The sequence below is a fragment of the Centipeda felix genome, assembly GCF_900186465.1.
Lineage (GTDB): Bacteria > Bacillota > Negativicutes > Selenomonadales > Selenomonadaceae > Centipeda > Centipeda felix.
This window is the reverse complement of sequence record NZ_LT891959.1, coordinates 834,341-854,087: the sequence shown is the minus strand read 5'-3', so window position 1 is coordinate 854,087 and position 19,747 is coordinate 834,341. Positions and strand designations below refer to the sequence as shown.

Annotated in this window: 22 protein-coding genes; 16 read left to right on the top strand and 6 right to left on the bottom strand. The window is 59.2% G+C overall.

The window, feature by feature from the left end:
- The first annotated feature begins 182 nt into the window (after positions 1-182).
- From C1713_RS11475 to C1713_RS11465, 3 genes are read left to right on the top strand one after another with little or no spacing between them, the layout of a single operon-like run.
- Positions 183-677 carry an HD domain-containing protein gene (locus tag C1713_RS11475; protein WP_061944760.1) on the top strand — a complete coding sequence of 165 codons (495 nt, stop codon included), beginning with the start codon at positions 183-185 and terminating at the stop codon, positions 675-677.
- A gap of 13 nt (positions 678-690) precedes the next feature.
- Entirely contained in the window at positions 691-966 is a 276-nt protein-coding gene (locus C1713_RS11470) for a type II toxin-antitoxin system RelB/DinJ family antitoxin (protein ID WP_102493988.1), read from the top strand.
- 54 nt (positions 967-1,020) lie between these two features.
- Positions 1,021-1,248, top strand: a complete 228-nt coding sequence (locus tag C1713_RS11465) for a type II toxin-antitoxin system YafQ family toxin (RefSeq protein WP_102493987.1) — start codon at positions 1,021-1,023, stop codon at positions 1,246-1,248.
- Positions 1,249-1,345: 97 nt separating this feature from the next.
- Here the strand turns inward: C1713_RS11465 and C1713_RS11460 are convergent, their stop codons facing one another.
- From C1713_RS11460 to C1713_RS11440, 5 genes are all read right to left on the bottom strand, one after another.
- Positions 1,346-2,638, bottom strand: coding sequence for a hexokinase family protein (locus C1713_RS11460; protein WP_009753063.1), 1,293 nt, complete (start codon positions 2,636-2,638; stop codon positions 1,346-1,348).
- Between the two features lie 14 nt (positions 2,639-2,652).
- On the bottom strand, positions 2,653-3,426 hold the full coding sequence (locus tag C1713_RS11455; RefSeq protein ID WP_102493986.1) for an HAD-IIB family hydrolase: 774 nt from the start codon (positions 3,424-3,426) through the stop codon (positions 2,653-2,655).
- Complete coding sequence (locus C1713_RS11450; protein ID WP_102493985.1) at positions 3,423-5,087, bottom strand: alpha-glucosidase; 1,665 nt, start codon at positions 5,085-5,087, stop codon at positions 3,423-3,425. Before C1713_RS11450 ends, C1713_RS11455 begins: the two co-directional genes overlap by 4 nt.
- Positions 5,088-5,163: 76 nt before the next feature.
- Positions 5,164-7,275 carry an alpha-glucoside-specific PTS transporter subunit IIBC gene (locus C1713_RS11445; RefSeq protein ID WP_102493984.1) on the bottom strand — a complete coding sequence of 704 codons (2,112 nt, stop codon included), beginning with the start codon at positions 7,273-7,275 and terminating at the stop codon, positions 5,164-5,166.
- Between the two features lie 154 nt (positions 7,276-7,429).
- Positions 7,430-8,197 (bottom strand): MurR/RpiR family transcriptional regulator, encoded by a 768-nt coding sequence (locus C1713_RS11440; RefSeq protein ID WP_102493983.1) that lies wholly within the window; start codon positions 8,195-8,197, stop codon positions 7,430-7,432.
- A gap of 133 nt (positions 8,198-8,330) precedes the next feature.
- Between C1713_RS11440 and C1713_RS11435 the strand changes: the two genes are divergently transcribed.
- From C1713_RS11435 to C1713_RS11400, 9 genes are all read left to right on the top strand, one after another.
- Positions 8,331-9,134, top strand: coding sequence for an HAD family hydrolase (locus C1713_RS11435; protein WP_009753058.1), 804 nt, complete (start codon positions 8,331-8,333; stop codon positions 9,132-9,134).
- An 8-nt stretch (positions 9,135-9,142) separates the two neighbouring features.
- Positions 9,143-9,994 carry a histidinol-phosphatase gene (locus tag C1713_RS11430; protein WP_009753057.1) on the top strand — a complete coding sequence of 284 codons (852 nt, stop codon included), beginning with the start codon at positions 9,143-9,145 and terminating at the stop codon, positions 9,992-9,994.
- 29 nt (positions 9,995-10,023) lie between these two features.
- Complete coding sequence (locus tag C1713_RS11425) at positions 10,024-10,908, top strand: hypothetical protein (RefSeq protein WP_050749699.1); 885 nt, start codon at positions 10,024-10,026, stop codon at positions 10,906-10,908.
- Positions 10,909-10,929: 21 nt separating this feature from the next.
- Positions 10,930-11,856 (top strand): homoserine O-acetyltransferase MetA, encoded by a 927-nt coding sequence (gene metA, locus C1713_RS11420; protein WP_050342717.1) that lies wholly within the window; start codon positions 10,930-10,932, stop codon positions 11,854-11,856.
- 102 nt (positions 11,857-11,958) lie between these two features.
- Entirely contained in the window at positions 11,959-12,567 is a 609-nt protein-coding gene (locus C1713_RS11415; RefSeq protein WP_050749698.1) for a hypothetical protein, read from the top strand.
- A 139-nt stretch (positions 12,568-12,706) separates the two neighbouring features.
- Complete coding sequence (locus C1713_RS11410) at positions 12,707-13,618, top strand: tetratricopeptide repeat protein (RefSeq protein WP_061946925.1); 912 nt, start codon at positions 12,707-12,709, stop codon at positions 13,616-13,618.
- Between the two features lie 139 nt (positions 13,619-13,757).
- On the top strand, positions 13,758-13,892 hold the full coding sequence (locus C1713_RS12595) for a hypothetical protein (protein ID WP_276329535.1): 135 nt from the start codon (positions 13,758-13,760) through the stop codon (positions 13,890-13,892).
- Positions 13,893-14,071: 179 nt separating this feature from the next.
- Positions 14,072-14,590 (top strand): type III secretion system chaperone family protein, encoded by a 519-nt coding sequence (locus C1713_RS11405; protein WP_039981101.1) that lies wholly within the window; start codon positions 14,072-14,074, stop codon positions 14,588-14,590.
- 28 nt (positions 14,591-14,618) lie between these two features.
- Positions 14,619-15,104, top strand: coding sequence for a YbjN domain-containing protein (locus tag C1713_RS11400; protein ID WP_009753049.1), 486 nt, complete (start codon positions 14,619-14,621; stop codon positions 15,102-15,104).
- Between the two features lie 99 nt (positions 15,105-15,203).
- Here the strand turns inward: C1713_RS11400 and C1713_RS11395 are convergent, their stop codons facing one another.
- The gene (locus C1713_RS11395; RefSeq protein WP_102493982.1) at positions 15,204-15,929 is read right to left on the bottom strand and encodes a flagellar brake protein; all 726 of its coding nucleotides are present in this window, start codon (positions 15,927-15,929) and stop codon (positions 15,204-15,206) included.
- A gap of 374 nt (positions 15,930-16,303) precedes the next feature.
- Here C1713_RS11395 and C1713_RS11380 point away from each other — a divergent pair, with 374 nt between their 5' ends.
- From C1713_RS11380 to C1713_RS11365, 4 genes are all read left to right on the top strand, one after another.
- Entirely contained in the window at positions 16,304-16,759 is a 456-nt protein-coding gene (locus tag C1713_RS11380; protein ID WP_009753047.1) for a YaaR family protein, read from the top strand.
- The gene (gene holB / locus C1713_RS11375) at positions 16,759-17,802 is read left to right on the top strand and encodes a DNA polymerase III subunit delta' (protein WP_009753046.1); all 1,044 of its coding nucleotides are present in this window, start codon (positions 16,759-16,761) and stop codon (positions 17,800-17,802) included. Before C1713_RS11380 ends, holB begins: the two co-directional genes overlap by 1 nt.
- A gap of 186 nt (positions 17,803-17,988) precedes the next feature.
- Entirely contained in the window at positions 17,989-19,005 is a 1,017-nt protein-coding gene (locus C1713_RS11370; RefSeq protein ID WP_102493980.1) for a PSP1 domain-containing protein, read from the top strand.
- Entirely contained in the window at positions 18,998-19,735 is a 738-nt protein-coding gene (locus C1713_RS11365) for a tRNA1(Val) (adenine(37)-N6)-methyltransferase (RefSeq protein WP_102493979.1), read from the top strand. The genes C1713_RS11370 and C1713_RS11365 overlap by 8 nt, the downstream gene beginning before the upstream one ends.
- Positions 19,736-19,747: the final 12 nt, after the last annotated feature.

Genomic DNA, 19,747 nt, shown 5'->3' with positions numbered 1-19,747 from the left:
TGCGCTCGCCACTTCCCCCGTAGATGGGGGAAGCTATTATGCCGTTACTTCCCGAAGCCTTCCCCGTTATGACGGGGAAGGGGGACCGCGTGAGCGGTGGAAGGGGCACAAAGGCGGGGCTGTTGCACGAGAATTTTAAATTCGTGCAGCAGCCCCATTGGAATTTATGGGAGATATATGACATGGGGAACAAGACAGTAAACGATGTCATGCAGAAAATGATTGCTTACTCGGAGGGCAATCTGCACGATATAGCACACTTTATGAAGGTCTATGCCTTTGCCCGCACGATCGGCGTCGCGGAGAATCTTACGCCGACGGAGCAGGAGACCGTGGAGATCGCCGCGATCCTGCACGACATCGCCTGCCCTCTCTGTCGCGAGAAATACGGCAATACGAACGGCAATCATCAGGAGGAGGAGGGGGGCCCTCTGACGGAGGAGTTCCTCAAGGACATCGAACTCCCTGCGGGGATGGCGGAGCGCCTCGTCTACCTCGTCAGCCACCACCATACGTATAACGATGTGGACGGGCGCGACTATCAGATCCTCCTTGAGGCGGACTTTCTCGTCAACGCCGACGAGAGCCACATGGGGGCTGCGGCGATACGCAACTTCCGCGACCACGTATTCAAGACGGCGACGGGCACGCATCTGCTCAAGACGATCTATCTGTAAAGGAGTGTGGACAATGGCTGTTGTTATGGATGTCAATGTTTCTCTAGATCGTGATGTGAAAGAACGAAGCGAGGCGCTGTATGGTGAACTTGGCGTGGATCTGACGACAGCAATCAATGTATTTCTTCGTCAGTCACTTCGTGTCGGAGGATTTCCGTTCGAGGTACGTATGGATGTTCCGAACAATGAAACTTCCGCAGCACTGATGGAAGCAGAACATCTTTTGCACGATCCATCAGTCAAGCGATACCCCGATGTTGAGGAAGCGTTGAGGGTACTCAAAGCATGAAGAACCTCGATATCGTATGGACAAGTCAGTTTAAGAAAAGACTATAAGGCGGCGATGAAACGCCGTCTACCCATAGAGCTTCTTGATGATGTGATTCGCAGCTTGGCTCGCGGAGAGCTTCTTCCAGATAGGAATAGAGATCATGCTCTGCTCGGTCGATGGCGTGGTTATCGTGAATGCCACATTCAGCCCGATTGGCTGCTCATCTATCGTGTTGAAGATACTATGCTGATGTTGACGCTTGCACGAACGGGTACCCATAGCGATCTGTTTGGTGCTTGAGATACATTAAGGAATTGCTAAAAAAAACGATGAAAACGTCCCGCAGGTCAGTCCTGCGGGGCGTTGCTGTATATTCGGCTGTATCTTGGTTGTTCGCTCAGCTCTGTTCCGTCATGGCGGCGGCGAGTGCTGCGCCGAGAGCGGAGCCGGCGTTTTCGAGGATGATCTGGATGTTGACCGCCTCATCGAGGAGGAGCTTATCGAGTGCGCCGCGCAGATGATGCGCGACGAGAGGCACCTTTTCATAGACCGAGCCGTCCACGGCGATGAACTGGTTCTCTGCCTTTGTCTCACCCGCGCGGTGACGGATGATGCCCGCATAGGTCGCGGCGACGATGTGCGCGGAGCGCTGGATCACCGTCCCCGCGAGATCCTGCATGAGGGCACGGTCGGCGGCGGAAAAGGTCATGCCCGTCTTGGCCTCGATGATCGCGCCCGCGGCGTGGCGGTCGAGGAAGGCATCTGCCACGATGGCAGAAAGCTCGATGCTCGTGAAGGGATACGAGGCTCCCTCCTCCCCGAGGAGATCGGCGAGTGCCGAGCCGTAGAGCATCCCGAGGTAGCGTCCCGATACCATCTTTTCGAGCCGCTGTGCACCGGGCTGCTCGGAACAGGCGTCGATGGCATCATCGTATTTCGAGAAGGGGAGGCGGTTGAATCCGCCCGACTCCATGTTGATGACCATTGGCTTCTCGCTGCCGTCCGCGAAGTTCTCGAAGTAGCAGGTGTTCTGCCCCGTGGCGTAGATCGAGCCGATGTAGGTGTGCTCGCGCTTGTACGCCGCCGCAAGGAGCACGGCAACCGTGTCGTTGATGACGGCGACGGGCACGACGTTCTTCATGCCGCGCCGCATGAGTGCATCCTCGAGGAGATCGTTTACGACCTTGCCCTCGACGCCCTTCGTGGCGAACTCCTTCGTCCAAGTGATGAGCCGCGCGTTGCAGAGGTTCGTCTGCTCCGAGGGGAAGGAGAAGGTGTGGCCGAGCAGATACTTGGTCTCGTGGTCGCCCTCGATTGCCTCGTCGATGATTTCGGCGAGGAAGTCGAACATCTCATCCGCCGTTGCATCCGCGCAGACGTAGTCGTAGACGCCGGGAAGCGTGAGCGGCTTGGCGACCTTGCTTTCGACCTTATACTTTCCGCTGCCGTCGAGGCGGAGGCGGACGGCGCGGACGTTCGTCCCGCCGAAGTCAAGCGCGAGGAATGTGCCGGTCTCCTTACCCGTCGGCAGACTCGCGAACGTGCGGAGCATCCGCAGGCTCGCACCCTTTTCGTGCGCAAGCCCTGCGTGCATCTCAGTGCGAAAATCATCGGCAATGTGGTGCAGCGTATCGTCGTCCAAGGTAAAGGCTGCCTTGATTTCCTTAAATTTCTTATGATCCAGACCCATGATTTTCCTCCTTTTCAACAAAAATGATCGAGCATCGCACCGACGCTCGAGAATACCGCGCGCGCCTGTTCCTGAATCGCGGGGCGCGCCGTAGTCAGTGAAAACCCGTCAAATGCCTTCAGCATGGGCAGGTCATTCGTCTCATCACCGATGGCGTAGATCTCCGCATCATCCCAGCCCATGACGCGGAGGAGGGTACGGATGCCCTCGTCCTTGCCGATGCCGGCGGGCGTGATGTCGAGGCTGCACGCGTTCGGAAAGGCATGGATGAGGTCGCCGAGCTTCGCATTCAGTACCTCTGCGCACGCATTGGACTGCTCCGGCTCCGGAAAGCCAAGCGAGAACTGATGGATCTTCGTCAGCCCCGCGATGTCGGATTCCTCAATGTAGGTGATGGGGAAGTCCCACTCCTTTGCCTCGCGCTCGATCCACGAGCCCTCGGAATGGTGGCAGAGGTAGGTCGTCTCTGCCGCCGAGAAGGCGAAGTGAAATGATTTCTGCGCCGTCGGCTCGGCGGCGATTGCCGTCAGCGCACGCGGTGCGATCTCCGCCTGAAACCGTACACTGTCGTCCGTGCCGCGGATGATGCCGCCATTGTTGCAGACCGTGTAGTCGAATTCAACGCCGTAGGCGCGCAGCTGCGGGACGAGCATCCCGTAGTCACGCCCTGAGACGACGCCGAATTTATGCCCCGCCGCGCGCCAGCGGGCGATGCCCTCCTTCGTCTCGGCGTCGATTTTGCCGCCGCGCAGGAGTGTCCCATCATAGTCGCTTGCCGCTACTTTCATCCGATTTCCTCCTCATAGACGATGGCTTCGAGCGGGCGCAGCGCGTACAGCGGCGCATCCGCATAGTTTCCGATGAGGCGCGTTCCGCGCTGCAGCTCTGCGGGGAGCGCTGCCTGCTCTGTCGTAAAGTTGACCGCTGTGACCGTGCGGCGGTTCCCCTCCGTCCGCGCAAACGCATAGATCTGTTCGTTGTCCTTCAGCAGCTCCTCATACTTGCCGCGCAGCAGAAGCGGATGTTCCGTCCGCAGGCGGATGAGTTTCTTGTAGTAGGCGAGAACGGAGTCCGCATCCTTTTCCTCTGCCGCCGCGTTGACAACAGGATAGTTCTCGTTGACAGGCAGCCATGGCGTGCCCGTCGTAAAGCCCGCATGTGCGGTATCATCCCACTGCATCGGCGTGCGTGCATTGTCGCGGCTGTTGAAATGAACGAAGGACAGTGCCTCAGTGGGGGGGTATCCCTCCGCGCGCGCCAGTTCGTACTGTCCGTGCGAGGAGATGTCGTCGTAGTCGGAGATGCTGTCCCATGCGACGTTCGTCATGCCGAGCTCCTCGCCCTCGTAGATGAAGGGCGTGCCGCGCAGGGTGAGCAGTACCGTGGCGAGCGCCTTTGCTCCGAGGACGGGGTCGGCGTCCTTCGGGAGGAAGTAGTTCACCGAGCGCGCGCGGTCGTGGTTCTCAAAGTAGATCGGGCACCAGCCCTCGCGGGCGACCCCCGCCTGACTTGCGGAGAGCGCCGCCTTGAGCTTTGTCAGCTTCCACGGCTGCATCTTGTACCATGTCTCGCCGCTTTCATAGGGGACGAGGACGTGCGCAAACTCGAAGAGCATGGAGAACACGCCGTTTTCGCCGACCCAGTCGGGGAGCTCTGCGGGGCTGACGCCATTCGCCTCACCGACGGTGAAGATGTCGTGTCCGTCAAAGACCTCGCGGCGGAACTCATGGAGGAAGTCCAGAATGCCGGGCGTATTGACCGTCATCGTGTGGACGCTCACCATGCCGTCTGCCGCATCGGGCGTGCCGTCGGTGAAGACGGCTGGTTTCTTGATGTAAGTGATCGCATCGATGCGGAATCCGCCGACGCCCTTGTCGAGCCAAAAGTTCGCGGCGCGGTAGAGAGCGTCGCGTACCTCCGGGTTCTCCCAGTTGAGATCGGGCTGCGCCTCGGCAAAGGTGTGCAGGTAGTACTGCCCGCGCTCGGGGCAGTATGTCCACGCAGAGCCGCCGAAGATGCCGCGCCAGTTCGTCGGCGCACTGCCGTCCTCCTTCGGGTCGCGCCAGATGTACCAGTCACTCTTTTCGTTGGTGCGGCTGGAGCGCGACTTCAGGAACCATGGATGTTGGTCGGAGCTGTGGTTGTAGACGAGATCCATGATGATGCGGATGCCGCGCTCCTTTGCGCCTGCGATCAGCTCCTCCATCTGGTGCATCGAGCCAAAATCGTGATTGATGTCCGTGTAGTCGCTGATGTCGTAGCCGTTGTCGATCATGGGCGACGGGTAAACGGGGGTGAGCCAGACCGCGCCGACACCGAGCTCCTTCAGATAGTCGAGCTTTTCCGTGATGCCGCGCAGGTCGCCCGTCCCGCTGCCCGTCGTGTCGTTGAAACTCTTCGGGTAGATCTGGTAGACGGCGGTGTTCTGCCACCATTTGTACTCGTTCATCGCAGACCCTTTCCTTTCCCTATTTTTCCTATTATCGAGACGCCTTGTTGTTGTTGCACAACAGTATACGTGCTTCTCAGAACGTCAGCACGGGCGTCTCGCCTGCCTTTGCATCCATGCCCGTCGTCTTCTTCATCAGCGGATACTCGCTGGAGTTCGTCACCGCCATGATGACCGTATCCTGATAGCCCGCGTCGTGGATCACCGTGCGGTCGAACGTCACGAGCGGCGTTCCTGCCTTCACGCGGTCGCCCATCGCGACGTGCATCTCAAATCCCTTGCCCTCGAGCTTCACCGTATCCACGCCGATGTGGATGAGCATCTCTGCACCGTTGTCCATGCGCAGACCTACCGCATGACGGCTGTCCTCCATGACCATCGTCACCTCGGCGTCTGCCGGCGCAACGACGACACCTTCCGTCGGCTCGACGGCAACGCCGTCGCCCATCATCTTCTGTGAGAACATCTCATCCTTGACCTCGGTCATGTCGATGACATGTCCCGTCGTGACCGCGTTGATCGCGACGGATTTCTCCGTGCCGACCGCCGTCTCTGCCGCATCCGATGCGGGGGCGGTGAGCAGTGCCTCAAAACGCTCGCGGATCTGCGGCACCGAGAGTCCGACAATGACTTGGAATGCGTGACCGTTGCGCACCAGACCATGTGCGCCTGCATCCGTAAAGGCAACCGCCGGGGCAACGCGCTCGGGGTCGCTGACCGTGACGCGCAGACGCGTTGCACAGTTCGTCACATCAACGATGTTCGACGGGCCGCCGAGCCCTTCGAGGAATGCCTTTGCCTTTACATCGCGCTCATCGAGCTTCATGCTCGGCGCAGCGGCACCATCCGCGGCATCACCCGCCTGTTTTGCTTTGTAGTCCGCCTTCGTAAAGAGCTTGTCATCCACCGTATCATCCGTGCGTCCTGGCGTCTTGTAGTCCTTGTGGATGATGATCCAGCGGAATACAAAGAAGTAGATGGCGGTGAAGCACAGTCCGATGACGATCTGCGTAATGTATTCCATGTAGTGATACGGGAAGAGCGGGATCCAGTTCTGCACGAATGCGTCGATCAGACCGCCGCCGAAGTTCCCCGACAGTCCGAAGGAGTAGAGGGTTGCCGACAGTGTTGCCGAGAGCAGCGCGTGAATCAGATAGAGCAGAGGAGCGACAAAGAGGAAGGTGAACTCCAGCGGCTCCGTGATACCGCAGAGCATCGCCGTGATCGTCGCGGGGATGAGAAGCGCCGCCGTCTTTTTCTTCTTCTCGGGCTTGGCGCAGACATAGATCGCGAGTGCCGCACCCGGCAGGCCAAACACCTTGCCGCTGCCGTGGAGGGCAAAGCCGCCCTCGGGAAAGAGGTCGCGCAGACTCTGCGCGCTCGTCATGAAGTCATTGATATGTCCGAGCCAGTATGCCTGAATGCCGCCGTCCACAATCGCGGGGCCGTACATGAAGGGCAAATAGATGAAGTGATGCAGACCGGCGGGCAGGAGGATTTTCTCCGAGAACGTGTATGCCCAGACACCGACGATGCCGCTGGTCTTGAGGAAAAACTGAAAGTGCTCGATGGCGTGCTGAACGGCAGGCCAGACAAAGCAGAAGATGAGTGCCATCGGGATCATCACGACGAAGCCGATGGCGACGACGAAGGCAGGTCCCTTGAAGATGCCGAGCCAGTCCGGGATGTCCGTGTCATAGAAGTGGTTGTGCAGGAACGCCGTGCAGCAGGCGATAAAGATCGCACCGAGCATGCCCATGTCCAGCGTCTTGATGTTGGCGATCATCGCGAGTCCCGTGCCGGGGCCTGCTGCCTGACTGTAGTCCACACCGAACATATCCGCATGGAGAGTGAGGAAACCAGCGATGAAGTAGTTGAACAGCATATAGATGACGAACGACTCCATCGCACAGCGCGCCGGCTCTTTCTTTGCGAAGCCGATCGGCACGGCAATGGCGAAGAGAATCGGCATCTGTGCGAAGACCGTCCACGCACCCTGCTCGACCACGTACCAGAAATCGTACCATACCGTACCCTGCGCGGCGATACTGCCGAGCAGCCCCGTGTTTTTACATACGATGGACACCGCCACCGTGAGACCGAAGAATGCGAACAGAATGACGGGCGTATACATCGCGCCGCCGAACCGCTGCATGTTCTGCATGATGACATCCTTGCTGAGTGCCATGTGCTTTCTCCTCCTTAACCCATTCCGCAACGACATTGGATCAGCCATAATCCGTTATGTCTACGATAATGCAAAAACGCCGCGAAAGCAATAGCTTCGCGGCATTCGGGAGCGATATACAGAGGTCGTACCGAAGTACACGGCGTGAAATTTGTTACATCCCGGCGCATTCCTCCGCATAGAGCCGATAGTGGACGTACCAGATCTCGAGCAGGAGGAAATAGGCGAGCATGGACTTGAACTGGAGGCGCGCCTCGTTCTCGGGCAGATTGAACTCTGCGGGCATGACGTAGAGGTTCTCCGTGGAGCGGCTCGCGAGCGTATTGTGTCGCATCTCCGTGATGGAGAGGACGGGAATGCCCTTCAGGTTCAGCTGCTCCGCAAACTCCACCGTGCGCGCCGACTCGCCCGAGAGCGAGATGAAGATAAAGAGATCGTCCGGCCCCGCCTCCTGATAGACGGAGTAGAACTCCTCGCGTCCCGCGATCTCATAGATAAAGATATTGTCATAGACAAAGAGCCGTTTCAGCTCCTGCATCACGTTCGTCTGCACGTAGCCCGAGGCGTAGCCAAAGACGCGGTGCGCCCCGTTCATCAGGCGGCTCGCCCGCGTGTAGTCGCGCTGCATCAGCGCGCGCCACGTCTGATCGTAGAAACCGCTGAGCGCCGTGCGGACATCCTGTGGCGGCACAGCGGCAGGAGTACCCTCCATGCGCATGACCGCCTTCATCTCGCCGAACCCGTCAAAGCCGAGCTTCTGTGCAAAGCGTACGACCGAGGCACTTGAGACAGCACACGCCCGTGCCAGCTCGTGGATGGAGGCACGGCTCGCCGCCGCGCGGTTGGCGTCGATGTAACGCCAGATGCAGCGATCTGCCTCACTCAGTTCACGCAGGTGCGCATTGATTCGCTCCGTGAGCATGGCGCATCCCCTTTCATCTCATATATTTCTTTCATTATAGCATATACTGCACCGATGTGCGCGCCTTTGTTGCGCTCTGCAGCGGTCTTTGTTATAATGAGAACATTGTATCGAACGGGAGAGGGGCGATGATGTGATACGGCTGATTTTTTCAGATATGGATGGGACGCTCTTGGATGAGAACGGGCGGCTGCCGGAGGAGTTCGGCGATCTCTATGCGCGGCTGAAGGAGCGCGGCATCCGCTTTGCCCCCGCCTCGGGACGGCAGTACGCATCGCTCCGACGGACGTTCGCTCCGTGGAAGGACGAGCTGATCTTCGTCGCGGAGAACGGGACAATGGTGATGGAGGGCAGCAGGGAGATCTTTTCGAGCGGGATTGAGCGGACGCTTGTGCTCGATGCCCTGCGGACGGGCATGGAGATTCCCGGTGTGCAGATAGTCATGTGCGGGAAAAAGAGCGGCTACATATTGTCACGCGACAATGTACCGGCATTTCGCCATGAGCTGGATCAGTACGTTACAGTGTCGTCGGTCGTAGAGGACTTCGCCGGCGTGGACGATGTCCTGATAAAAATCTCGCTCTGTGATCTTACAGGACACGCCGAGACCTCTATACTGCCGACGATGCAGCAGTACAGAGACCGCCTGCAGGTTACGCTCTCGAGTACGAAGTGGATCGATCTCTTTAACCTCGGTGTCAGCAAGGGGGCAGCCGTCGCGCAGATTCAGCGGCAGCTCGGTATTGCGCCCGAGGAGTGTGCGGCGTTTGGCGACTACGACAATGACCTTGAGCTGATGGATGCCGTGCACTACAGCTTTGCGATGGAGAACGCCCTGCCCGCCGTCAAGGAGCGTGCGCGCTACCGTGCGCCGAGCAATCGCGAGCACGGCGTGATAGAGGTCTGCGAGCGCATTCTCGCAGGGGAGTTTGACTGAGGTGTCATATGCGCTTTGACTATCACATGCATCTTGAGTATGGCTCGTACGATGAGGACTACGCGGAGGGATTCTTCCGTGCGGCAGAGCAGCGCGGCGTCTATGAGATCGGCTTTTCGGAGCACTCCCATACCTTTCCTGAGTTCGAGCAGCTCTACTATGACGATCTTATCTTGGACGACAGTACTGTGGGACAGTTTCAGCGGAAATGGCTGAAAAAGAACAAGTTCAAGTACACGCTTGACGAGTATTTTTCCTTTATTGAAAAGCTGCGGAAAAAGCACAAGGTGCGCGCGGGCATCGAGGTCTGCAATTTCCGCGATCAGGCGGCGGCCGCAAAGATTCTCGCCGCCTATCCGTTCGACTATGTGATCGGCTCGGTGCACTTCCTGCACGGCTGGGCGTACGACACAGAGGCCATCGTGGCGGAGTGGGACAACCACCCGCTGACGGAGATCTACGAGTGGTATACGGAGGAGGCAGAGCACCTCGCGGCGGCACATCTCTACGACGTGCTCGGGCATCCGTTCAACATCCGCCTGTATCGTCACTTTCCAACGTTCGATGTGACGCCGTATCTCGAGCGCGTGGCGGCGGCGATGGCAGCGGCAGATATGATCGTCGATCTCAACACGGGGACGTACTATCGCTATCCGGTGCACGAGTTTTCGCCGTATCCGGACTTTATGCGCGTGGCACATGCGCACGGCCTGCCGCTCATCACGACATCGGATGCGCATAAGCCCGAGGACTGTGCGCGTTATAATGAGGAGGCAGTGCAGTATGCCCGCTCCTTTGGCTATACGGAGCAGATTCACTTTACGGGCGGGCGCACGCGTGAGAGCGTCCCGCTGATCTGATGCACAGCGTCGAGAGAGGAGAGCAACGGATGAGTGCAGTGAGATCGTTTTGGATGGGGGCGGCGACGCTCCTCCTTTCCCTGCTCATGTTCTGCCCTGCGGTGCTTGCCGACGAGGGGCAGACGTGGGTCTGGCTGAGCTCGAACGACAGGTACTCGAAATACTACGCACCCGCCTCTGTCCGCATCGCCCAGAGTGTGGCGACGAGTGACGGCAGAGCGGTGGCGACGGAGATCGAGGCAGAGATCAAGACCTCGTTCAGTTATGAGGGCGCGGAGGAGACCATCCGCAACTACAAGATTAACCACGTTATCCCAAATCCCGCGCAGCTCTCGTACTCCGTTGCGCAGGTGCGCGTTGTACCGCAGAGCCGTACGCTGCAGTACCTCGGTGAGACGTTCTACGACAGCGCCGGCAAGGTGCTCTGGTCGAAGGGTGAGGGCAAGGAAAAGGAGATGAACTCCCAGCAGTTTGATGAGGAGTTCTATGCAGCCATCATCGACACGGTGTTTCATCAGGGGGAGATGCAGCGCCTGCGTGCGGATAACCGCTGGATCCTGCTCTGGTCGGATGAAACGTCCGGCGTCAAAACGCAGGTGACGGCAGACACCTCGACCATGCGCCGCATGGGGGACAATCTCGTCTTCTGGGCATGGACGGAGGTTCGTGATGCCGACGGAAAGGCTCTTGAGATCAAGTTCGACAAACGTGCAGTGAACCTCCCACAGGGCACGGAGCGCATTGTCACGGGGCGCTATTGGTCGCCGCAGGCGGGCTGGCAGGCACTCGACGACGGCTATGAGGGAGCGTACCGCATGATCAATCGCGACGCACCCGAGGAGCGCGGGCTCGTCCGCCTGCGTGCCTTTGCCGATGGCTACAGCACATGGATCACGCGCTATCAGGTCCGATAATATCCTTGAGAAGGGAAAAATATGCCGATTAAGATACCGAACAATTTGCCCGCAGTGAATGTTCTCGAGGGGGAGAACATCTTCGTCATGAACGCAGCGCGCGCCTACAGTCAGGATATCCGTCCGCTGCGGCTGCTCATTCTGAATCTCATGCCGATCAAGGAGGTGACGGAGACACAGCTTCTGCGCCTCCTCGGCAATACGCCGCTGCAGGTGGAGGCTGACTTCATCTATACGGAGTCCTACGTCCCGACACATACGTCACGCGCCTATCTCTCAGAATTTTATGGAACGTTTGCCGAGGTGCGCCATAAAAAATACGATGGCTTTATCATCACGGGGGCGCCGGTCGAGCAGTATGCCTTCGAGGAGGTCGCCTACTGGGACGAGGTCGCAGAGATCATGCAGTGGAGCAAGAAGCACGCCTTCTCGACGTTCCACATCTGCTGGGGCGCACAGGCGGGGCTCTACTATCACTACGGCATCCCGAAGCACTGGACGGAGAAGAAGATCTTCGGCGTCTATGAGCACCATCGCTGTGTGCAGCACGAGAGTCTACTGCGCGGCTTTGACGATATTTTCTACGTGCCGCACTCGCGCCATACGGAGACACGCCGCGCCGATGTCGATGCCGTACCCGAGCTGACCGTTCTCGCCGAGGGCGATGCGGGGGTCTACATCATCGCGAATCTGCGGCGGCGGCAGTTCTTCATCACGGGACATGCCGAGTATGATCCACTGACACTGAAGGCAGAGTATGACCGCGATCGCGCGGCGGGGATGAACCCCGACATCCCGGTGAACTACTATCCCAACGACGATCCAAGTCTTCCGCCCGTTGTTCGCTGGCGCAGCGTCGCACATCTGCTCTTTGCGAACTGGCTGAACTACTACGTCTATCAGGGTACACCATACGAACTGGACAGCCTTGACAACGCGGAGGACTGAGGAGCGGTGAAATGCTGCATCATCTGGAATGTTCAGCGAAAATTCAGCTTTTGGTACTACCATAGTATTCGTTAATAGAACAATACGATGGGAGCGATCGATTTGCAGAAACGATGGGGTGCAGTGCTGGCTGCCTGTGCCGTCCTGCTCATGGGCGTCCGTACCGCCGATGCGGCGGAGGCAATTCCAAAATACATTTACGAATGGGTGCAGTCCACAGCGCGGCAGGGCTACTACTTCAACAAGGAGTACATCCAGTACGCCGCCGATGCGCACGGCTACATCGACCTCACGAAGATCCTCGTGCCGACGCTGCGCGTCTACGATAATATCCAGATCCAAGATGTTGTCTCGAAGCGCCGCTGGCGGATGCTCCCGCTCGAGGGGTACGGTGATCTCTCGGGCGCGGCGGAGTATCTTTTGATCGACCTGCGCGCGGGCACGGTGCGCGTGACGGCGCATGAGGATCTGGACAGCGCGTGGGGGACGATCTCGCGCGAGGAGAATGCGAAGGAGTTTACCCTCGCCTCCCTCTCGGACAAGGACGTGGAGAAAAAATTTTTTAATGCAATTATTTCCTACGCTGCGGCCCATCAGGAGGAGCTCATCCACCGCTCGAAGGGGATACTGAGCGATGCTGACCGCAAAATACTGGCGGAACAGCAGGCAAAGGCGGCGAAAGAACAGAAAAAAACCGTCAAGCATCCATAAAGCAAGATAAAACGATAAAATATGGAGCGTCCCACTGATATCAAGGGGGGACGCTTCTTTTTATTTGGGAGTCTCTAGCTTTTTTTTTGAAAACAAAGTATAATAGAGATGAGCCTACTAGGAGGAGGATGTGACGCGCATGACAGACAAGGAATGGATGCAGCATGAGCTGAACCGCATGGTGAAGGCGGAGGGCGGTAAGATCAGCGTCGAGCGTATGACCGAGATTGTCTCGGAACTCAGCCGGCGGCTGCGCGAAAATCCGAACCTGCCGCGTGAGATGAACACGCTTACGGCGGATGAGTTGATTGCACGCGCACGCAAGGCGTCAGGCGAGGAGCGCTACCGCATCATCAAGCGTGTTCTGCGCATCGAGCCGGAAAACATCACAGCGGCGTGCATGCGCGTGGAATATCTGGCCCGCAATGCCGATGACCGCGTTCACCACTACGAAGACCTGGCACGCAAGGCAACGGCGCGTCTTACGGAGGAGGGGCTCTTCGCTGAGGAGAACATCGGCAAGTTCTGGTCAATGCCGCAAACAAAGCCCTATATGTTCCTCCGACTTTCCTATTTGGAGGCTCTGCTCGCCGCACGTAAACTTCGTCTTGCAGCGAAGGAGTGCAAAGAGATGCTGCGGCTTTCTGAACACGATGGCCTTGGGCGCCGCTACCAGCTCATGTTCATCTACGCCGCAATGGAGGAGGGCGATGCAGCGATTGAACTGTATCAGCGCTACGAGGAGGGCGTGGCGATGATGTACCTGCCGCTCGCGATGCTCTTCTATCGCCTCGGCAAGATGAAGATGGCGCGCAACTTCCTGAAGGAGCTCGCCGCCGTTAACCTCGATACGGAGGAATTCTTCGAGCGCGGCGTGCGCGGCGATCTGCCGAAGCGTGCGCCGGGACGCTATGCCGGCTCCTTCGCCATCGGTACGATGGAGGAGTTCGGCGAGGCGGTGACGGACAATGCCTTTGCCTTTGTCGGGATGGACGCATTCTTCGCCTGGGGGCTGAGCGAGCTGCGCGCGGGCGTGGCAGAGGGGGCATAGCACAGAACACGTATCGGCCGGAGTTCTGTTTCTCACGGCGGAGCGCACTGCGGCAGTGCAGGGATGAGCAGTGCACATGGGGGTGTGCACATCTCGTCTCCGGACTGCTGCAGTGCCGGCATAGCGATTTATTTTGGAGATGCACGACGCGGAACAGATGCGGGGGGCATCGTTCCGCCGTGCCGATGCAGTAGTGGCAAAAGGGGAGGAAATCACGCAAAAACGTCAAGTTCTCATCGCAGATCTGGAGTGTTTGGGGGACATGGATGCATAGCCGTGTCACTTCGATGTACGCGGTACCGCGGCGATCGATATGCGAATGCATATTGGCTTTATTGCTCCGGCATCATTGGGAATTACGGGTGATCTCAGCATCGTTTGCTGCACATCTTACCGCGATTTCTACGTATATGGGGACGATGCCCTCAGCAGAGGGTGAATATGGAGGGGACAATGGGACTCTTTGATGGATTTAAAGGCGGTGAGCCGGTCGACATGGGCATTCGCAGTGCCATCAAGGCCGAGCTCGATCGCCGTGAATGGAGTTATGAGGAGAATGAGGAGAGTGACGAGACGCGCAAGGAAGCCTACTTCTATATGCGCAATGAGCTCGAGAATGACGAGCCCGTCACCGTCGTCATTGCCGTGCGCGAGTACAATCACGCGGACGGATTCATCAAGATCAAGATTTATGACATCGCCTATCTCGAGGAAAACGGGAACCGCGCGGAGCTGCTCGCGAAGCTCAATGAATGGAACGCCGAGTACCGCTTTGTGAAGTTCTGCCTCGACGGCGATCGGGATGTGGTCGTCGATATCGACCTGCCGCTCGATCTCCACAACGGTGAGTTCAAACCGGATGCCGTCATTGCAATGATGGCGATCGGGATGCGCGTCGTGGAGCAGGTTCATGAAAGTCTGATGGGACTGTGCGAACGGGGGCACCGCCCGCACGCACAGGCGTCGGAATGATACGCACATTGAACGGAGGATTATCTGTATGGGACTTTTTGACGGCTTCAGCGGAAGCGAAGAAGGGCTCAGAAATAGTGCATACGAGGCGATTAAGACAGAATTTGACAAGCAGGAGCTGAGCTACGGCGAGGATACCTCCGAAGATGGTGAGGATCATATCCTGCGCATGCGGCAAAAACTGGATAATGGCAGCGTCGTGAGCATTGCCATCGTGGTAACGGAAAACGGCGATACGAACGACTTCATCAAGATCAAGTATTTTGACCTAGTGCGGCTCGGCGAGAAGGCGGAGCCGACGGTCTTTCACGAAAAACTCAACGAGTGGAACAGCGAGTACCGCTATGTGAAGTTCGTGGTGGACGACGATCAGGATGTCGTGGTGGACATCGATCTGCCTCTCGATCTGCACGTCGGCGCTTTCCAGGTGGAGAGCTTCATGTCGATGGTCGGCGTCGGACTCCAAGTGATCGAGGAGGTCTACCCGGAACTCATGAAGCTGCGGTGGTCGTGAGCGCGGCAGATGCGGCGCGCATCGCCGCATCCGAGGACAATGAAAAAGAGCTGTAACGCGAAGGATTTCCTTCTTGTTACAGCTCTTTTCTTATGCTGCTCAGCCCCGTTTGGTATGATCGATCTGCGGTACTTTTAGCCCTTTGCGCAGGTAGCTCTGCTGCAGCTGGTAGATGCTCTGGACAAGATGCTCGCGCTCGCGCGGCGTCAGTGTGGTGAACTCGACGCCGATGTGGTACGTTATGCCGAGGTTCGTCTCGATGGGCGTGGAGCGGCGGATAGCGCCCTCCGTCTCGAGTGTGCCGATATGTGGCAGGTCGGGCACGCGCACGACGACGGGTGCGTTTTCGAGCAGCTCCTCCTCGTGGACGAAGCAGAGCCCGCCGCCGCTGATATCGATGAGGTGCATCTCGCGGAAGTTCTTGAGACTGCCGTGGTCACCTGCCAGCTTTACCTCGATACTCATCGGGATGGGGACGCGGACGAAGTCGCGCAGCTGGATGCGCTCGGCACTCTCGGGGAGATCGAGGTACCAGATGGTGTCAGGCAGCTGCGATGCCGAACGATAGGCAACGGTGAAGTGATAGACGCAGCCCGGACCCGTGAGGTGACAGGAGAAGAGGTGCCCCGTCTCCGGGGTGTCGACGAACTTTCCGACGGGAATATTGAGACGTACGCTGAGCACGCCGTTGGGAGCACCCGCCGCCTGTTCTTCCTCACTGAGTTCGAGTGATCCGTAGTAGTCTACGCCAAGCCCAGCGTCGATGATATGGATGGAAGCGTCGTGCTTTAACAGTGCCGTGAGCTTTTCTCCTTCGAGTGTCATGGTGTTTGTCCTTTCTGTCGTTTATTCCATTATTATATCGGAATCGGATTGCACTGACATAAGGGAAGCGCTGATAAATTCGGCACAACCATCTTGACGTATCTTTTTCGCCCGCTTTTCGTTAGCAAATCCTCCACATAGCCCCCGCTATGCGTCCGGTTTGCTGCCTCAATCGGACAAAAAATCTACGCCAATCTGGCAGACTTCATTTTATCAGCGATTCCTTAAGGTGCTTTTCATGCTTTGACTTTGATGCGGGTTCAAGCTATAATAACTATGGAAGTTTGTCCCCATTTGGTAGGGGAATGGGAATGCGGTCGTAACTCTGTGGATGGGGGACGCGCGCACCATGACAAAGGGAATGGGTGAGTGCCATGGCAATGAAGATAGACAGCACGATTTCGCAGAGTACGTCCATGACGATGCCGCGTGCGGCAAGTGATGTGGGCGTGCGCGGCGCAGCGGCGGATTTCGGTACGGAGCTGGCGGATCAAAAGTCCTCCATGTCACGCGAGGCAATGGATCGGCTGCTCGAAAAGATCGACGAGCAGGGGGCACGGCTATCGAAGTCGCCGACCTATGAGGAGCTGCGCTCCTATCGTGCGCTCATACAGAGCTTTATCGGCGAGGCCGTCGACGGCATGTACGAGCTGCATACGCAGGCGGGCTGGGATCGCCTCGGCCGGCAGAAGGTCTATACCTCCGTGCGCAAAATCGACAAGAAGCTCGAGGAGATGGCGGAGAAGATACGCCTTGGTCAGGCGGATCAGCTGAGCATCATCGCGAGCCACGATGCCATACGCGGGCTGCTCGTCGATCTCTATATGTGATGGCAAAGGCAAAGGAAATCCCCGCCGCAGCTGAGGAGCGTGAGCCGTTCCCCCGCGACTGGTCGGACATCCGCGGTCATGCGGCGGTCATCGCCCGCCTGCGTCATCTCGCGGTGAACGGACGCCTGCCGCACGCCCTGATGCTTACGGGGACGGAGGGCGTCGGCAAGCGCCGGACGGCACACGTGCTCGCGCGGACACTGCTCTGCACGGCAGGGGGAGATGCGCCCTGCGGGCACTGTGATTCCTGCCGTACGATGGCGGCGGGCGTGCATCCCGACTACTTCGAGGTGAGCCCTGAGTCGCGCGGCAAGAGTGCGGCCATGATCCGTGCCGACGCGGTGCGCGACATCCTCATCGCGGCGAGTGAGTCGCCGCGGAGTGCGGATCGCCGCATCATCCTCATCGACGATGTGCACTGCATGAATGAGGTCGCGGCGAACCGCCTGCTCAAGACCCTTGAGGAGCCGCCCGCGACGGTGCTCTTTCTGCTCGTGACGAGCGCGTGGGATGCCGTCCTGCCGACCATTCGCTCCCGTGCGGTGCGTATTGCCTTCGGCACCGTGCCGCGTGCGGAGATCGCAGCGGAGCTGCAGGGGCGCGGCATAGAGGCGGCGGAGACCATCGCCGCCCTCGCGGACGGCAGCATCGGGCGTGCCGAGCGGCTCGCGGCGGAGGGGCTTTCCCTGCGCGACGATGCGCTCGCCTTTCTCACCTCGCTCAGCGCACTGCGCGTCGAGGAGCTGTGGACGCGCGCGGAGGAGCTCGGTGCGCGTCCCTATGAGGAGCGCAGTGCATGGCTCGGCTATCTGCAGATGGCGCTGCGCGACCTGCTCGTCCTGCGTGAGGACGCGGGTGCGGAGCTGTATCACGGAGACCGCCGCGCCGACCTGACGTCACTCCTCTCCGCGATGCCGCGGCCGCGTGTTCTCGCGCTCATGGAGGAGGCGGGAACGCTCCTGCGCCGCTTCGGTGCGAATGTGAACCCCGCCCTGCAGGCGGAGGCGTTCTTTCTGCGTGCACGGCAGGCGGCGCGGGATTGAGATGAAGAGATGCACTTCATGGGTGGAGAATACTGCCACTCTGGTCTCCCGCAGTGTGGGAGATGGTAAAGTGAAGGGAAGTTTTCGCATCAGTCTGAAATAGTGTGCCCTTAGCCTCCCATGCAGAGCGGGGGAGGAGGACCGCGGAGCGGTGGTGGGGGCACTCCTTATACCTAGGAGGAACACTTGCAAACGGTTGTTGGTGTCCGCTTCAAGTCGGCGGGCAAAATCTATACATTTGGACAGGGACGGCTCTCGCTCGCCGAGGGCGACTACGTCATCGTGGAGACCACGCGCGGCATGGAGTGCGGCAAAGTCGTCGTCGCGCCCCACGATGTCCCCGATGAGGCAGTCCCGCCGCATCTGCGCGTCGTACATCGCCTTGCCGATGCCTCCGATCGCGCCCGCGTCGAGGAGAACCGCGCTCGCGAGATCGAGGCGCGCACGGTCTGTGAGGAGAAGATTCGGCAGCTCGGGCTCAAGATGAAACTCGTGAGCGTTGAGCTGACCTTTGACCTCTCGAAGATGCTCTTTTACTTCACGGCGGACGGACGTGTGGACTTCCGTCAGCTCGTGCGCGAACTGGCGAGCGTCTTCCGCACGCGCATCGAGCTGCGCCAGATCGGCGTGCGCGACGAGGCGAAGATGATGGGCGGCATGGGCTGCTGCGGGCGACCGCTCTGCTGTGCGACCTTCCTCGACGACTTCGTGCCCGTCTCCATCCGCATGGCGAAGGAACAGAACCTCTCCCTCAACCCGACGAAGATCTCGGGGATCTGCGGACGGCTCATGTGCTGCCTGAAATACGAGAGCGAGGGCTACGGCTGCGGCGGCTGTATGTGCATGAAAAAGAAAGAAGAGTATGTCCCCGCGCAGAACGACCGCGTCGTCGCCGACGATGGTGAGGGACGTGTCGTATCGGTGCATGAGCAGCGACGGACGGCGACCATCCTCCTCGACGACGGCAAGACACTCGTCTCCGCGTGGGAGGACATCGTCCGCGTGGAGGAGAATGATGAGGGCTCGATGCGTCCCATGTCCGCCGCGCGCGCAGAGCGCCCGCCGCGTGAGCGCGGAGAGCGCAGTGATCGCCCGCCGCGTCCCTCGGCGAAGGGCGAGGGCGGAAAGCGGCGTCCGCAGAGCGGACGCCGCCCCCGCCCACAGCAGCGTCCACCTCGTCCGAACAGCTCCTCGGATGAGTGAGCTGCGGCACCCGCAGGAGCGGCTGGACGATCTCTGTACGGGCGGACGGCGCATCATCCAGCGCACGGATCGGTTCTGCTTCTCCATGGACGCTGTCCTTCTCGCACACTTTCCGACGCTCACGGGGCGCGAGCGCGTACTCGACCTCGGTACGGGGACGGGCATCATCCCGCTCCTCATCGCCGACCATGCGGCGATAGTGACGGCGGTCGAGATCGACCCCGTACAGGCGGAGCTCGCCGCACGTAATGCGGCACTGAACGGACTCACGGAAAAAATCACCGTGCGGGAGGGCGACTATCGCGACCCTGCCGCACTTTTTTCGTATGCGGCATACGATATCGTCTTTGCGAATCCGCCCTACCGCCGCGTCGGGCGCGGCGCACTCAGCATGGGCGCGCGTGCAGCGGCACGGCATGAGCTTACGGCGACCCTCGCCGATGTTGTACGTGCAGCGGCGTACGCCCTGCGCCATGGCGGCAGACTGGCGATGGTACACCTCCCCGAACGGCTCGGCGAGATCATCCCCGCGCTTCATGCGGCAGGGCTTGCCATGAAGCATCTGCGCATGGTACAGCCGCGCGCCGACCGCCCGCCAAACCTCCTCCTCATGGAGGCGGTGCGCGGCGCATCGACCGCAGGACTGCGCCACGAGCCGGTACTCATCGTCCGCGATGCGGAGGGACACTACACGGACGAGATTCGCGCCATCTATGGGCAGGAGATGTGAAAAGAATGGGAC

Excerpts from the sequence above, each read along its gene's own strand:
- C1713_RS11475 (WP_061944760.1), top strand. The coding sequence starts at position 183 with ATGGGGAACAAGACAGTAAACGATGTCATGCAGAAAATGATTGCTTAC.
- C1713_RS11470 (WP_102493988.1), top strand. The coding sequence starts at position 691 with ATGGCTGTTGTTATGGATGTCAATGTTTCTCTAGATCGTGATGTGAAA.
- C1713_RS11465 (WP_102493987.1), top strand. The coding sequence starts at position 1,021 with ATGAAACGCCGTCTACCCATAGAGCTTCTTGATGATGTGATTCGCAGC.
- C1713_RS11460 (WP_009753063.1), bottom strand. The coding sequence starts at position 2,638 with ATGGGTCTGGATCATAAGAAATTTAAGGAAATCAAGGCAGCCTTTACC.
- C1713_RS11455 (WP_102493986.1), bottom strand. The coding sequence starts at position 3,426 with ATGAAAGTAGCGGCAAGCGACTATGATGGGACACTCCTGCGCGGCGGC.
- C1713_RS11450 (WP_102493985.1), bottom strand. The coding sequence starts at position 5,087 with ATGAACGAGTACAAATGGTGGCAGAACACCGCCGTCTACCAGATCTAC.
- C1713_RS11445 (WP_102493984.1), bottom strand. The coding sequence starts at position 7,275 with ATGGCACTCAGCAAGGATGTCATCATGCAGAACATGCAGCGGTTCGGC.
- C1713_RS11440 (WP_102493983.1), bottom strand. The coding sequence starts at position 8,197 with ATGCTCACGGAGCGAATCAATGCGCACCTGCGTGAACTGAGTGAGGCA.
- C1713_RS11430 (WP_009753057.1), top strand. The coding sequence starts at position 9,143 with ATGCGCTTTGACTATCACATGCATCTTGAGTATGGCTCGTACGATGAG.
- C1713_RS11425 (WP_050749699.1), top strand. The coding sequence starts at position 10,024 with ATGAGTGCAGTGAGATCGTTTTGGATGGGGGCGGCGACGCTCCTCCTT.
- metA (WP_050342717.1), top strand. The coding sequence starts at position 10,930 with ATGCCGATTAAGATACCGAACAATTTGCCCGCAGTGAATGTTCTCGAG.
- C1713_RS11410 (WP_061946925.1), top strand. The coding sequence starts at position 12,707 with ATGACAGACAAGGAATGGATGCAGCATGAGCTGAACCGCATGGTGAAG.
- C1713_RS12595 (WP_276329535.1), top strand. The coding sequence starts at position 13,758 with ATGCACGACGCGGAACAGATGCGGGGGGCATCGTTCCGCCGTGCCGAT.
- C1713_RS11405 (WP_039981101.1), top strand. The coding sequence starts at position 14,072 with ATGGGACTCTTTGATGGATTTAAAGGCGGTGAGCCGGTCGACATGGGC.
- C1713_RS11400 (WP_009753049.1), top strand. The coding sequence starts at position 14,619 with ATGGGACTTTTTGACGGCTTCAGCGGAAGCGAAGAAGGGCTCAGAAAT.
- C1713_RS11395 (WP_102493982.1), bottom strand. The coding sequence starts at position 15,929 with ATGACACTCGAAGGAGAAAAGCTCACGGCACTGTTAAAGCACGACGCT.
- C1713_RS11380 (WP_009753047.1), top strand. The coding sequence starts at position 16,304 with ATGGCAATGAAGATAGACAGCACGATTTCGCAGAGTACGTCCATGACG.
- holB (WP_009753046.1), top strand. The coding sequence starts at position 16,759 with ATGGCAAAGGCAAAGGAAATCCCCGCCGCAGCTGAGGAGCGTGAGCCG.
- C1713_RS11365 (WP_102493979.1), top strand. The coding sequence starts at position 18,998 with ATGAGTGAGCTGCGGCACCCGCAGGAGCGGCTGGACGATCTCTGTACG.